We start from the raw sequence: 14,316 nt of genomic DNA, 5'->3' as shown, positions 1-14,316 counted from the left end.
GAGTAGATAATGATTAATCGACCTATCATTGCTTTAGATTTTCAGAATAGAATGCAAACGACAGATTTTTTACAGTTATTTCCTCAAGATGAACAACTATTTGTTAAAGTTGGTATGGAATTGTTTTACAGTGAAGGAACTCGTTTTGTTGAAGAATTAATTGATCAGGGGCATGACATTTTTCTTGATTTAAAATGTCATGATATTCCAAATACTGTTCGGCAAACTATGACCAGTTTAAGTCGACTAGGTATTTCATTAACAACAGTCCATGCGGCTGGTGGCGTTGAAATGATGAAATATGCATTAGATGGATTAGACCAAGGTAATTCCTCAATAAAAATGCCGAAAATAATCGCAATTACACAATTAACTTCTACCAGCCAAGAACAACTAGAAACGGAACAATTGGTTGAACGACCATTAATTGAAAGTGTCGTTAATTACGCTAAGTTAACAGAATTAGCTGGATTAGCGGGTGTTGTTTGTTCAGCACAAGAAGCTAAAATAATTAAGGAAGCAACTTCCAAAAACTTTTTGGCAGTCACACCTGGAATACGATTGGAAGGGCAGGCAGTAAGTGATCAAAAAAGAGTAATGACACCAGCTGCTGCAAAAAGAAATCAAAGTAGCGCCATCGTTGTCGGACGATCAATAACGCAAGCAGTAGATCCGTTTGCTGCTTACCAAGCAATCAAAAAAATGTGGGAGGAAGCTTAAATGAATTTAGCAGAGACAGTTGCCAGTGATTTATTAGAGATTGGTGCCGTAACTTTATCGCCAAAGAAGCCGTTTATTTGGGCAAGTGGACTAAAAAGTCCAATTTATTGTGATAATCGGTTAACGATTAGTTATCCTGAAATTCGTACTAGAATCGCTAAAGGCATAGCAGGTATTATTCGTGAAAAATATCCTGATACAGAGGTAATTGCAGGAACGGCAACTGCAGGAATACCCCATGCAGCATGGATTGCTAATGAATTAAATTTACCGTTAATTTATGTTAGAACAAAGCCTAAAGATCATGGTACTGGTCAACAAATTGAAGGACGATTAATCAAAGGACAAAAAACTATTTTAATTGATGATCTCATTTCAACTGGTGGAAGTGTTATTCAAGCAGTTAATGCAGCAAAAAATGAAGGCGCTGATGTTCTAGGTGTCATCGGTATTTTTAGTTATGAACTAGCGGCAAGTACGACAAATTTTGCTGATATTAAAACACCTTTTGAGACATTAACTAATTATTCAACACTTATTAAAGTAGCTAAGGAACAAGAAAAAATTAATTCTGATGAAAAATTATTATTGGATAAATGGCGTATCAATCCAAGTAATTGGTTATAGTAAAAAAGTTTCAACTAAGAATAATTTCTTAGTTGAAACTTTTTATTTACGACGCATAGCCATAATTTTTTGTAAGTCTGGTGTAATAAAGGTTGAGTTTTGACCTTCGTAGACAACAAAACCTGGCTTTGAGCCATTGGGCTTTTTAATCCGTTTAACTTGGATATAATCTACTGGAACAGATGCTGATTGACGATATTTTGAGAAATAAGCAGCTAAGTTAGCCGCTTCTGTGACTGTTTCATCACTAGGATTAGAACTGTGAATAATTACATGGGAACCAGGAATGTTTTTAGCATGTAGCCAGATGTCAGATTTATTGGCTGTCTTCATGGTTAGTTGATCATTTTGAAGATTATTCTTACCAACAGAGATAAGGGTTCCATCTGTTGCATAATATTCATCTGGTTTACTTATTTTAATTTTAATTGCTTTTTTATTTTTATTCAATTTTTGTTCTTTTAATAAACCTTGTTGTTGTAATTCAACCTTAATATCTGGTAAGTCTTTAGGTTCAGCTAACTCGATTTCTGATTGAATTTCTTCTAAGTAAGCAATTTCTTTTTTATTTAGGAGAAGTTGCTCATTAACAAATATAACTGCATTCTTTTGTTTTTGATATTTTTTAAAATATTTTTGTGCATTTTTTGAAGGTGAAATTTGATTGGATAATTGAATGGTCATTTCTTTTTCATTATCATAGAAATTAGGTAATGAAACTTCTGTCATTCCTTGTTTAACTAAGTGAAGATAAGTAGTTAATAATTCACCTTGGACCCGTAATTGATCCGCTGTTTCAGTATTTTTTAAAGTTTTTTCTAATTTTTTTTGTTTACCACGGTTCTTTTTGAGCTCATTTTTAACAACGCGGATTAAATGGCTACCTTGTTGTTGAACGCGGTCTTTATTTGCTTTATCGAGATAGTAAGTATCCAGCATTTCGCTTAATGAATCGAATTCTTGACCAGTACCAATTTCTTTATTTGGAATGGCCGAAAAATCAAGACGTTTGCCAGATAAAATAGTTGGTGTCGGTGTATCAAATTGTGTGAAGAAAGTTGACCAGCTGACACTAGGGTCTTCAACATTAGTATGAAGTGCAGTTGCAAGATCTAAACTAGATTGACCAGCGAGACCTTGATAGCTATTTTGAAGTTCCTTCGCTAGGACTTCCTTATTTGGAAACTCGGATAAAAGTTTTTTAAATGTATCAGTTGTATCTGTAAATGGATTTAATTTATCTTGAGCTGGTGGCTGACGATAGGTTGCACCAGGTATTAGCATACGATATCGATTTTGGTCTGAACTAATATGTTTAATGGTATCCAAAACCTTATCATTAGTTGGATTAATTAGTAGACAATTACTATAACGTCCCATCATTTCTAAACTTAAAATTAGAGGTTGTTCATCACCAAGTTCATTTCTAGTTAAAAATGAAAAATTAATAATACGATCATTAGCAATCTGATCAATTGCTACAAGTTGACCGCTCTCTAAATATTTACGAAGCATCATAGTAAAATTAGTTGGTGTTTTAGGATTTGAATAGGGAATATTTGTAATTTGTGCACGAGCATAACTTGAATGTGCAGATAATAGTAAGGGTTGATTCTTTCTATTTGCACGAATTGTAATAATAACCTCATTAGGGTAGGGTTGTGATATTTTTGAGACCCGACCACCGATTAGTTTGGTTCTTAGTTCACTAATCATTGCATGAGTAAAAACGCCATCAAATGACATTTAATCAACTCACTTTCTATAAAATATGTTTAATAACTACAAGTGTAACGTTTTAAACGATAAATCGCAAAGAATCATTATTGAATAGTTTTCTTGCCATTTTTAGTCTATATATTGTATAATGCAAGGTATATCGAATTTAAGGGGTCAACAAAATGAAAACAAGTCTTGAAAACTTACTATCAATTGATAAACAGTATAAAGTGATTTTACAACGTTTAACTAAAAAAAATCAATTAACAATATCTGAGTGGCAGTTATTAAAGAAAATAAGTGCTAAATTTAACACACAGGAAAAATTGGCCGTAGAAACAGATCTAGATATCTCAACACTAAGTCGACAATTAAAACGCTTAGTTGAAAAAGAAATGCTTGATAAGCATAGTATCGGTGACGATAAACGCCAATTGATTTATACAATGACTGAAATCGGCGTTGAGTCGTCAAAAGCAGTTGATAAAGGTTTTACTGAACTTGAAGCAACTATTTTTGAAAAGTGGCCAGAAGATGAACAAAATTTATTAAGAATATTATTAAATCGCTTAGACAAAAGTCTAACGAGGACTGACGTTTAAACCGTCATAAAATGAGGTGTTTAATTAATGAAAATAGCAATTGTAACAGATAGTACTTCGTACCTATCTAAAGATCAGATTGAAGAGAACAATATTACTATAATTCCTATCCCAGTCATTATTGACAATAAAATTTATAATGAAGGCGTTGATATTACAACTGAAGGATTCTATGAAAAATTAAAGACATCTGCATCCTTTCCAAGTACCTCACAGCCTTCTGTTGGGGAAATGATTAACTTATATGATAAATTAGGTAGCGAAGGCTATGATATTATTTTAAGTATTCATTTAACAAATACAATTTCAGGATTTATTGATAATTTAAAAAATATAGCACCAACAATTGAGTCAACTCGTGTGATACCGTATGATTCTGGTATCACAGTTATGTTAATGGGATATTTAGCTTTGGAAGCTGCTAAAATGGCTAAAGAAGATGCCTCTATCGATGATATCATTGCCCGATTAGATGATTTGAAGACAACGTTAGGTGAATATTTCATTGTTGATGATTTGCAAAATCTTGTACGAGGCGGTCGTTTGTCTAATGCTTCAGCCTTTATTGGAAGTGTTCTTAAAATTAAGCCAATTTTAACATTTGATAGTGTTTCAAATAAAATTGTTGCATTTGAAAAGATTAGATCAACTAAGAAGGCAATTAAGCGTGTAGAAGATTTATTTGAAGAGCATCGTGCATCTGTTGATTATCCTTTACGTGGACTTATTATTCATGCAAATGATGAAACGTCAGCAATTAAGTGGCAGACTAAAATGAAGAAGAAATATCCTGATATGACATTTGATATCAGTTACTTTGGACCAGTCATTGGGACACATTTAGGTGAAAAAGCATTAGCATTAGCGTGGATTAAAGACTTTGATCAAGCTTAAGAGTTATTAAAACTAACAACCGGTTTAATCGGTTGTTAGTTTTTTGTTTTCAAATAATAATTAAGATGTAACTGTGACTAGATAATAGTATGTCGGAGAAAATAATTTTAAGTTAATAGATAAAGTTTAAAAGCATCAAATGAGTGGTAAATTGAGACTTATCATATTAACACTATCCAACTTTAGTTAAAACACACAATTTAATGAAAGTTTAGTAGCGCAATATCTTACTGATTTTAAACAAGTCTATTTAAATTATCATTCGTTTTGTATTTGTATCTCGCTCATTTTATTTTATGTAAATATAATTTGTTCATCATAAAATATATTTACAATTATTATTCTCCAATAAATTATATAATTAACACTAATATTTGTAGATACATATCAAGCATGACGACCATAATTTGCCAAATTATGGTATTAGCTATATAAGGATTACTTAAAATCTAAAGTATTAAATATATTAGTTATTTTGTGAATAAACACTAATTTTAAATAATATGTATCATACTGTTTGATATAAGAACATTTTGCGTTCAACTTTCATTAAAGTTGAATTGTAACTCTTTAATGTGTTATTCTCTACGTATTAAACTATCCGTTATAATGAGGTGTATTTTTGAGAAAAGAAAAATATTTAGAATTAATTGAGAATGAATTACAGTACCAACCTTGGTATGCGCAGGAATACTATCAATCTAAATCTACAATCCCCCTATCCAATGCAACGTTATATCAATATTTAACAGAGTTTAGACGTTTTTTTGATTGGTTACTGGCAGAAGGTATTGTTAACGAAAAATCAATTAAGACAATCGATATTAGTGTTTTAGAACATTTAAAAAAGGAAGATATGGAACTATATAAATCCTCCCTACTTTCTAGAAGTAAATCAAATAATGCAAATAGCAACACACAACTCTCTAGGAGCACTGTAAATCGTTCTCTAACAGCGATTTCTTCATTGTTCAGGTATCTTTCTGAAGAAACGGAAAAAGAAGATGGAGAGCCATATTTTTATCGTAATGTGATGAAAAAAATTACTGTCGTAAAAGATAACGAAACGTTTGCTACACGTGCAGCAAATATTAAAGATAAATTAATGCTTGGAACTGAAGATCGTGATTATATTAACTTTATTGATCAAAAATATGCCGATTTGTTAAAGCCTAAAGGTCTTTCCTTTTTCAAACGGGATAAAGATCGCGATATTGCTATTAACGCTTTAATGCTAGGTAGTGGTTTACGGGTTTCAGAAGTTGCAAATAGTGACCTACCTGATTTAAATTTAAAAACAAATAATATTACCGTCATTCGAAAAGGTGGCAAGAAGGATACTGTGCCAATTGCACCGTGGGTAATCCCCTATCTTGTTAAATATATTGAAGTGCGTACAATGAACTATAAAGTAGATAAAATGGAAAAAGCCCTATTTTGTTCATCATATCGTGGAATTGGAAAACGCATTGAGAGTGGTACAATTGAAAAATTGGTAGCCAAGTACTCATCTGCATTTAAAGTCCGTGTTACGCCGCATAAACTACGCCATACACTCGCTTCTAAATTGTACCTAGAGACGAAGAATGAACAACTTGTAGCAACACAATTGGGTCAGAGTTCGACAAGTGCAACTGCGTTATATACCCATATGATTGATGAAGAACAACGGAATGCTATTAATAAATTATAAAATAAAAACGATTAACTCGATATTGAGTTAATCGTTTTTATTTTATGACTTTCCTTCCCATTCAGATTTGAAATTCTCAAGGAAATCTAACATAATTTGATGTCTATTTTTAGCCATTCGTTTTCCTGGTTCAGTGTTCATTGTTTCTGTAAGTGTCAATAACTTTTCGTAGAAATGGTTAATGACCGTTTGATTCTCAATATTCCTGTATTCTTCTGGGGTCATATTTCTTCTTGGACCACGATGTGGATCATATATTTTACTGCCAACATGTCCACCGTAATAAAAAGTTCTAGCAATACCGACAGCACCAATTGCATCTAATCGATCAGCATCTTGAACAACTTTTGCTTCTTCGGGCAAGTTAATAGTATTATCGTTCAATTGGTTTTTAAAAGAAATTGATTTAATAATTATTAAAATATCATTAATTTGAAGTGAAGTTAAATCAATAGATGTTAAAAAATTTGTTAAATTAGTTACTTCTTCTTTAACATTATCGACTACTTTATCATCAATTACGTCATGTAAATAACTACTAAGAACAATTATTAAATAATTGATATTATGAATTTCTGAGGCAATCGTTTTTGAATTTGTAACGACTCGTTCAATATGAGCAAAGTCATGTCCAGAAGTATCTGACGCTAATTTATTTTGCGTATATATTTTAACTGCTTGAATTTGTTCTTCAGGTAGCATCCTAAATTCTCCTTAAAATAAAAAAGCTTAGAGATAAAGTCTAAACTTTTAAGATTTTTTATTAAGCTTCAAAAACAGCTTGTAATTGAGGAACAACTTGTTTTTTTCTTGAAACAACACCAGGTAATGACAATTTGTTATCAGAAAGTTTTGTGTTGAAGGCTTTTTCAACCATTTCTTTAGGTTCTCCAACAACTAATAGTTCTGAATCACTGTCTAGGATATTTGTAACTAATAGTAAGAATAAATCATAATTATTAGCTTTACTATCATCTTCAATCGCTGAAACTAGTGCAGCTTCACGGTTAAAAACTTCTTCTAAATCAACGGTATTAACTTGAGCAACACGTACTGTTTTACCAGCCATATCAAAAGATTTGGCATCTCCGTTAATCAATTCTGTTTCAGTTTTGCTAGATAAATTAGTTCCAGCTTTTAACATATCTAATCCGTATACATTGTAATCAGTGTTACTAATTTTAGAAAGTGCTTTAGTTGCTTCAATATCAACTGGAGTCGTTGTAGGTGATTTGAATAACAATGTATCAGAAATAATAGCTGACATCATTAATCCTGCAATATTAGCAGGAATTTCAATATTGTTTTCATTAAACATTTTCCATAGGATGGTACTTGAACAACCGACAGCCTCTGCGCGGAAATTAAGAGGCATATTGGTTGTGAAATTAGCAATACGATGATGATCGACAACGTCTGTTACAACAAGATCAGCGATATCAGAAACACTTTGTTGAGATTCATTATGATCAACTAACATAACTGATTCAACCTCATTTTTAGCTGTTTCAATAATTCTTGGTTCAGGTTCATTAAAGTAATCTAAAACAAATTTTGTTTCTTCACTTAATGTTCCTAAGGTAACGGCTTCAGTATCGAAACCTAATTTATTTTGTAGATATGAGAATGCTTTAGCAGCTACAACTGCGTCTGTATCAGGACTTTGATGTCCAAAAATTAATTGTTTAGTCATTATTATAATCTCCTTTTTATTTGTTAATTTCTTTAAGTCGAGTCATGTAATCTTTTTCTTCTAAAAATTTATCAAATGCATTTAAAAAATGTTCATTTCTAGGAATTTCATCTTTATCTTTTCTAAAGACAAATGACAAATCAAATTTTATTTCTGGATCAAAATGAGATGTCCAAAGGTCTTTGCTTTCAGGATGAGCCGTTAAAAATGAAGTTGGTAATGCTGAATAAGCATGTGTTGCACGAGCAAATTTTAAAATCTGTGTGGGTGATGTAAATCTAGCAACACTCTTTGGCAGGTTAACTAATTGATTTTGATAAATTGTTTTAATTGTTTTATCAAGATAATAATCACTTGGATAAGTGACCCAAACATTATCAATTGTTTCTTGAAGTCTAACTTTCTTTTTAGAAGATAACTTTTCATTATGATGTAAAAACAATAAATCTTCAGTAAAGATTTTCTTACTTTCGTATGGTTTCCAGTTTTTAATACTTTCATCTGGAAGATACATAATAGCTAAATCAATTTTATTATTCTCAAGTTCACTCCAAATTTCTTTACGCGTTAGTAAATGGAATGACACAATAATATCTGGATTATTTTTATAGTACTGGATAACAAAATCATCAAACACTTCGTCTTCGATTGAAGCCAAAATCCCGATAGTAATTTCTCCTTGTGTTGCACTTGTTGATTGTTGAATTTCATTCGTTGCTTTATTTAATGTTTCATAGATTTGGTGTGTTGCATCTAGCATTGTATAGCCAGCATCAGAAAGATGTAATTTTTTACCAACAGAATAAAAAAGTGGTGCACCAACTGTTCTTTCTAATTTTTTAATTTGCTGTGTTAATGCAGGTTGTGTGATTCCTAATATTTGGGCTGCTTGCGTATAATTCATTATATCTGCAAGCTGTAAAAAATATGTTAACGTTTTTGATGAAAATATATTTTCTTGCTTTGTTTTCATATTAGCGTGATCTCCTCAGTTCTAGAAATTAATAGTCATATTAGTATAATAAGCGTAATAAAAAAAAAGAGCAAACAAATTTGCCTTTTTTTAACAATTTAATTATTAATTAATCTCATTTAAATTATTAGGTATTCCTAATTGTTCTGTATCAATAACAAATGAACCATTTGAATATCTATCAGATAGCGGATATGACATTGGTTCGATAATAAATTCATTGCCACTTTCAGTAAGGGCATTTAAATTCACATCTTTAGTAATGAGTTTCATGCCAACGACTCTATGAGGTTCCTTCTTAAGCTCTCTAAGAACAAGAACGCCACGTTTCGCCCTACTTGTCGAGCTCACTTCTGATACAGCCATACGCTTAAATGAACCGCGCTGTGTTAATAATCCAATCTGACTATGTTCAGTTACTAAACAAGTAGCGGCAACATAATCATCCTTCTTAAGATTCATCGCGATTACACCAGCTGCTTTAGATCCGACAACAGGAACTTCTTCGAGAGGATACTTTAATCCATACCCATCATGTGAAGCACTAAAAATGAATAACGAGTCATCCGTTTCTTTCAAGTATGAAATCAAGATAACATCATCGTTAGCTTCCTTCAATTTCATGAATTTACTTGCATGACCTTTATAAGTTCGTCCGGGTTGTAAGTCGGAAACCAGTGTTTGTTTAATGAATCCATTTTTAGTTGCAAAAACAAATTTACCAGGGACATTCACTTTTTTGAAAGAAAATGCTTTAATTAAATATTCATCAGTATCTAATCCAATAGTTTGTGAAATATGTTCCCCAGTATCTTTCCACTTTGCCTCAGTTATTTCATGAATTGGACGGTAAATCATATTTCCCTTATTTGTAAACATAAATAGATGATCTAATGTGTTAACAGATTCATTAAATACAATTTGATCTTCGTTTTTCAAACCATTCTCATTTACTCCTGAGGCGTTAAATGACCGTAATGAGCTACGTTTGAGATAACCATCACGGCTAACTAATACTTGAACATCTTCGGGAGTTACTAAAACTGCTGTTTCAATCTTAATGTCTTCAATATGTTCTTGAATTTCAGTTAGTCGAGGTGTGGCATATTCTTTAGATACTTGTTTAAGCTCTTTTTTCACAACATCAGATAACTTACTAGGATCTGCCAATATTGCTTTGTAATCAATAATTTTTGCAGCAAGCTCTGCATTTTCTTTTTCAAGCGCAGTCACATCTGTATTAGACAAGCGGTACAGTTGTAATGAAACAATTGCTTCAGCTTGTTTTTCTGTGAAATCGAACAGATCCATTAAGCTTAATTTAGCACTCTTTTTATCTTTACTTGCACGGATTGCTTTAATTACTTTATCTAAAATTGATAAAGCTTTAATTAACCCTTCAACGATATGTTGACGAGACTCAGCCTTTTTTAAATCAAATTCAGTTCTTTTTTTCGTAACACTTAATTGATACTCTAAGTACGAAGATAAGAATTTTTTTAAGCCAACTAACTCAGGTCGTTGATGGTTAATTGCAACCATATTGAAATTATACGAAATTTGTAAATCAGTATTTTTAAATAAATAATTTAAAATACCTTGTGCATTGACGTTGCGTTTTAATTCAATTGCAATTTGTAGTCCTTCACGATCACTTTCATCTCGAACTTCAGCAATCCCATCAACTTTTTTTAATAAGCGAATTTCATCCATCTTTTTAACAAGAACAGCTTTATTCACTTCGTATGGAATTTCTGAAATAATAATTTGTGTTTTACCACCCTTTAGTTCTTGAATCTCAGTTCTAGAACGAACGACTACTTTACCACGCCCCGTTTTATAAGCACTCTGGATGCCGGATAGTCCTTGTAAAATACCACCGGTTGGAAAATCGGGGCCCTTAACGAATGACATTAATTTATCTAAAGTCGCATTTGGATGACCAATTAAATAAACAACGGCATCAACAACCTCGCTTAAATTATGAGGTGGAATTTCAGTTGCATACCCAGCTGAAATTCCCGTTGCACCATTTACTAACAAATTAGGAAATCTTGCTGGTAAAACAGTTGGTTCATACTCCGTATCATCAAAATTCAATACGAAATCAACCGTTTCTTTTTCAATATCACGTAGCATTTCAGTCGCAATTTTACTTGTACGAGCTTCTGTGTAACGCATTGCGGCAGGAGAATCACCATCCATTGACCCATTATTTCCGTGCATTTCAATTAATGGTGTTCGTAATTTCCAGTTTTGACTCATACGGACCATAGCTTCGTAAATTGAGCTATCTCCATGAGGATGAAAATTACCCATAACATTTCCGACAGATTTAGCAGATTTTCTAAACCCTTTATCATATGTGTTACCATCTTGATTCATTGCGTATAAAATACGACGTTGAACAGGTTTTAGGCCATCACGTATATCAGGTAAAGCACGTTCTTGAATAATATATTTAGAATAACGACCAAATCGTTCACCCATAACATCTTCTAAGGTCAGCTCTTGAATTTTTGATGTATCTTTTTCTATAGCCAAATTAATAATCCTCCTTCCTTAGTCAGTCGTTGTTTGATCTTCAAATAATGTTAAATCTTCTTCATTTTTTAAATCAGTAACTTGTTTACTTGATACCTTATCAAGGATACTACCGTCCTCTTCAAGTGAAAATTGAACATTTTCTTCAATCCAATTTCGACGAGGTTCTACCTTGTCGCCCATTAAGGTTGTCACTCTTTTTTCAGCAAGTGCAGGATCATCAATTCGAATTCTAACTAAAGTTCTTGTCATTGGATCCATAGTTGTTTCCCATAATTGATCTGCATTCATTTCGCCCAGACCTTTAAATCGTTGTAGGTTGTAACCACGTCCAATTTTTGTTGTTGCTTTATCAAGCTCTTCATCGGTCCAAGCATAGATACTCTCTATTTTTTTACCCGTTCCTTTTTGAATTTTATATAAAGGTGGTAAAGCAATATAGATTTTCCCAGCATCAATTAGTGGACGCATATATTTATAGAAAAATGTCAATAATAAGGTTTGGATGTGCGCACCATCAGTATCAGCATCAGTCATGATAATAATTTTATCGTAGTTACTGTCTTCGAGCTTAAATTCAGCACCAACACCTGCGCCAACTGTATAAATCATTGTATTAATTTCTTCATTTTTTAAAATATCTTGTAATTTTGCCTTTTCAGTATTCAATACCTTACCACGTAAAGGTAGAATGGCTTGGAATTTGCGTTCACGACCTTGTTTAGCTGAACCACCGGCAGAATCACCTTCGACTAAAAACAACTCATTTTTCTTAGCGTTTTTCGATTGTGCAGGTGTTAATTTCCCAGATAATAAGCGATCATTTTTCTTTTTCTTTTTCCCATTTCTTGAATCATCACGAGCCTTACGAGCTGCTTCTCGAGCCTCTCTAGCTTTAATTGATTTTCTAACAAGTTCTTGTGCAAACTCACCATTTTCCATCAAATAAAACCCAAGTTTTTCACTCAGAACGCTATCGACGATAGATCTTGCTTCGGGTGTACCTAATTTACCCTTCGTTTGTCCTTCGAATTGCAATAACTCTTCAGGTATTCGCACTGAAATGACTCCTGAAAGGCCCTCTCGAACATCACTACCTTCTAAATTACGATCTTTATCTTTTAAAAGACCTAATTTTCTGGCATATTCGTTAAATGCTTTTGTCCAAGCAGACTTCATTCCTGCTTCATGTGTACCACCATCTTTTGTCCGAACGTTATTAACAAAGGACATTAAGTTTTCTGAGTAGCCATCATTATATTGTGCTGCAACTTCTACTTCAATTTTATCTTTAATGCCATCAAAATACATCACTTCGCCAAGTGTATCTTTGTCTTCGTTTAAATAAGCAACGAATTCTTTAATACCTTCTTCAAAATGATAGATATCTTGTTTATCAGTTCTTTCATCTGTTAAAACAATTTTGACACCACGTAATAAAAAGGCAGACTCTTTTAATCTTTCAGCTAAAATATCATACTTATAAATTGTAGTTGAAAAAATACTTTCATCGGGTTTAAAAGTTACTGTTGTTCCATTTGCTCGTTTAGTTGCACCTAATTTTTTTAAAGTCCCAACTGGATGCCCACCATTTTTAAACTTTTCTTCATAACGAATACCATCACGAACGGTATCAACTGTTAATGATGAAGATAATGCGTTAACGACACTTGCGCCAACGCCATGTAGTCCACCAGACGTTTTATATCCGCCTTGGCCAAATTTTCCACCAGCATGTAAGACAGTGAAGATAACTTCAACAGTTGGTATTCCTGATGCATGCATACCAATAGGCATACCACGACCATAATCTACAACAGTAATACTGTTATCACTGTGGATTGTAACGTCGATTTGTGAACCATATCCTGACAAGGCTTCATCAACTGCGTTATCAACAATCTCGTAGACAAGATGATGTAATCCCTTGCCATCTGTCGACCCAATATACATACCAGGTCGTTTTCTAACTGCTTCTAGTCCTTCAAGAACTTGAATTGAATCATCATTGTATTTTGTTTTATTTTGATTAGTCATTCAGTTAAACGCCCCTTACTCTGTATTCCTACAGTAACGTTACTATAATAACCTATTCTTTTTTAAAATGTAAAGAGAAATCCGAATAGATGTTCTATTTTATAAAAAATTTTGGTGTCTTCTTAAAAGAATGTTAAAATACTACTTATTGGATTTACTGGCTGAAAGGAGTGAATTATCATGGGTACAATCATATTAATGTTGATTATCGCTTATATTTTAGGATCAATTCCATCAGGGGTTTGGATTGGAAAATATTTTTATCAAAAGGATATCAGAAATTTTGGTAGTGGTAATGTTGGTACAACTAATACTTATCGAGTTCTTGGACCAAAAGCAGGGACTGTTGTCTTAGTGATGGATATATCAAAAGGAATTATAGCTGCAAGCCTCCCTTATATGTTTGGGGTCGCATCAACCGTTAGTCCTTTACTAATTGGTGTAGGTGCAGTAGCTGGACATACATTCTCAATATTTACTGGATTTAAAGGTGGTAAGGCAGTTGCTACTGGTGCGGGTATTTTATTACCGTATAATCCGCTATTTTTTCTTATCGCTTGTACCATGTTTATTTCTTTAATACTTTTAACGAGTATGGTAAGTGTTGCAAGTGTCATTGGATTTATTGGTATTACGATAACAGCGATATTATTTCAAGATTGGTTATTAACTAGTATTGCAGGTATTTTGACTATATTTGTTATTTATAAACATAGAGACAACATAAAACGTATTTTAAATGGTACTGAGAGTATGGTACCTTTTGGTCTTGGATTATATTTACGAAATAAAAAAAATCGATGATTATTTCATC

General features: G+C 32.6%; 12 protein-coding genes. 6 read left to right on the top strand and 6 right to left on the bottom strand.

Annotated features, from left to right (window positions below; translation table 11 throughout):
- Positions 1-6: 6 nt before the first annotated feature.
- The gene (gene pyrF / locus AC1RP4_RS02475) at positions 7-720 is read left to right on the top strand and encodes an orotidine-5'-phosphate decarboxylase (RefSeq protein WP_481761408.1); all 714 of its coding nucleotides are present in this window, start codon (positions 7-9) and stop codon (positions 718-720) included.
- Positions 721-1,347, top strand: coding sequence for an orotate phosphoribosyltransferase (gene pyrE, locus AC1RP4_RS02470; RefSeq protein ID WP_481761315.1), 627 nt, complete (start codon positions 721-723; stop codon positions 1,345-1,347). It abuts the gene before it with no gap.
- A gap of 42 nt (positions 1,348-1,389) precedes the next feature.
- On the opposite strand, the gene AC1RP4_RS02465 is transcribed toward pyrE, so the two are convergent.
- Entirely contained in the window at positions 1,390-3,093 is a 1,704-nt protein-coding gene (locus tag AC1RP4_RS02465) for an NFACT RNA binding domain-containing protein (RefSeq protein WP_481761316.1), read from the bottom strand.
- A gap of 155 nt (positions 3,094-3,248) precedes the next feature.
- Between AC1RP4_RS02465 and AC1RP4_RS02460 the strand changes: the two genes are divergently transcribed.
- From AC1RP4_RS02460 to xerS, 3 genes are all read left to right on the top strand, one after another.
- On the top strand, positions 3,249-3,668 hold the full coding sequence (locus tag AC1RP4_RS02460; RefSeq protein WP_481761317.1) for a MarR family winged helix-turn-helix transcriptional regulator: 420 nt from the start codon (positions 3,249-3,251) through the stop codon (positions 3,666-3,668).
- Between the two features lie 27 nt (positions 3,669-3,695).
- Positions 3,696-4,562 carry a DegV family protein gene (locus AC1RP4_RS02455; RefSeq protein WP_481761318.1) on the top strand — a complete coding sequence of 289 codons (867 nt, stop codon included), beginning with the start codon at positions 3,696-3,698 and terminating at the stop codon, positions 4,560-4,562.
- A gap of 622 nt (positions 4,563-5,184) precedes the next feature.
- Entirely contained in the window at positions 5,185-6,255 is a 1,071-nt protein-coding gene (gene xerS / locus AC1RP4_RS02450) for a tyrosine recombinase XerS (protein WP_409022540.1), read from the top strand.
- Positions 6,256-6,297: 42 nt separating this feature from the next.
- Here the strand turns inward: xerS and AC1RP4_RS02445 are convergent, their stop codons facing one another.
- The 5 genes from AC1RP4_RS02445 to parE form a co-directional block, all read right to left on the bottom strand.
- On the bottom strand, positions 6,298-6,957 hold the full coding sequence (locus AC1RP4_RS02445) for an HD domain-containing protein (RefSeq protein WP_481761319.1): 660 nt from the start codon (positions 6,955-6,957) through the stop codon (positions 6,298-6,300).
- 61 nt (positions 6,958-7,018) lie between these two features.
- Entirely contained in the window at positions 7,019-7,948 is a 930-nt protein-coding gene (locus AC1RP4_RS02440; protein ID WP_481761321.1) for a manganese-dependent inorganic pyrophosphatase, read from the bottom strand.
- A gap of 16 nt (positions 7,949-7,964) precedes the next feature.
- Positions 7,965-8,921, bottom strand: coding sequence for a LysR family transcriptional regulator (locus AC1RP4_RS02435; RefSeq protein ID WP_481761322.1), 957 nt, complete (start codon positions 8,919-8,921; stop codon positions 7,965-7,967).
- Between the two features lie 105 nt (positions 8,922-9,026).
- The gene (gene parC, locus AC1RP4_RS02430) at positions 9,027-11,459 is read right to left on the bottom strand and encodes a DNA topoisomerase IV subunit A (protein ID WP_481761409.1); all 2,433 of its coding nucleotides are present in this window, start codon (positions 11,457-11,459) and stop codon (positions 9,027-9,029) included.
- A 24-nt stretch (positions 11,460-11,483) separates the two neighbouring features.
- Positions 11,484-13,502, bottom strand: coding sequence for a DNA topoisomerase IV subunit B (gene parE, locus AC1RP4_RS02425; protein ID WP_481761323.1), 2,019 nt, complete (start codon positions 13,500-13,502; stop codon positions 11,484-11,486).
- A gap of 180 nt (positions 13,503-13,682) precedes the next feature.
- Between parE and plsY the strand changes: the two genes are divergently transcribed.
- Positions 13,683-14,306, top strand: a complete 624-nt coding sequence (gene plsY, locus AC1RP4_RS02420; RefSeq protein WP_481761324.1) for a glycerol-3-phosphate 1-O-acyltransferase PlsY — start codon at positions 13,683-13,685, stop codon at positions 14,304-14,306.
- The last annotated feature ends 10 nt before the right edge of the window (positions 14,307-14,316 follow it).

The sequence above is a fragment of the Dellaglioa sp. CoH-56-MRSF-10 genome, from assembly GCF_056782175.1.
Note: the sequence above shows the minus strand (reverse complement) of the source record. Positions and strands in the feature narration are given on the sequence as shown.

Coding starts and splice junctions, on each gene's coding strand:
- pyrE (WP_481761315.1), top strand. CDS start 721: ATGAATTTAGCAGAGACAGTTGCCAGTGATTTATTAGAGATTGGTGCC.
- AC1RP4_RS02465 (WP_481761316.1), bottom strand. CDS start 3,093: ATGTCATTTGATGGCGTTTTTACTCATGCAATGATTAGTGAACTAAGA.
- AC1RP4_RS02460 (WP_481761317.1), top strand. CDS start 3,249: ATGAAAACAAGTCTTGAAAACTTACTATCAATTGATAAACAGTATAAA.
- AC1RP4_RS02455 (WP_481761318.1), top strand. CDS start 3,696: ATGAAAATAGCAATTGTAACAGATAGTACTTCGTACCTATCTAAAGAT.
- AC1RP4_RS02445 (WP_481761319.1), bottom strand. CDS start 6,957: ATGCTACCTGAAGAACAAATTCAAGCAGTTAAAATATATACGCAAAAT.
- AC1RP4_RS02440 (WP_481761321.1), bottom strand. CDS start 7,948: ATGACTAAACAATTAATTTTTGGACATCAAAGTCCTGATACAGACGCA.
- AC1RP4_RS02435 (WP_481761322.1), bottom strand. CDS start 8,921: ATGAAAACAAAGCAAGAAAATATATTTTCATCAAAAACGTTAACATAT.
- parE (WP_481761323.1), bottom strand. CDS start 13,502: ATGACTAATCAAAATAAAACAAAATACAATGATGATTCAATTCAAGTT.
- plsY (WP_481761324.1), top strand. CDS start 13,683: ATGGGTACAATCATATTAATGTTGATTATCGCTTATATTTTAGGATCA.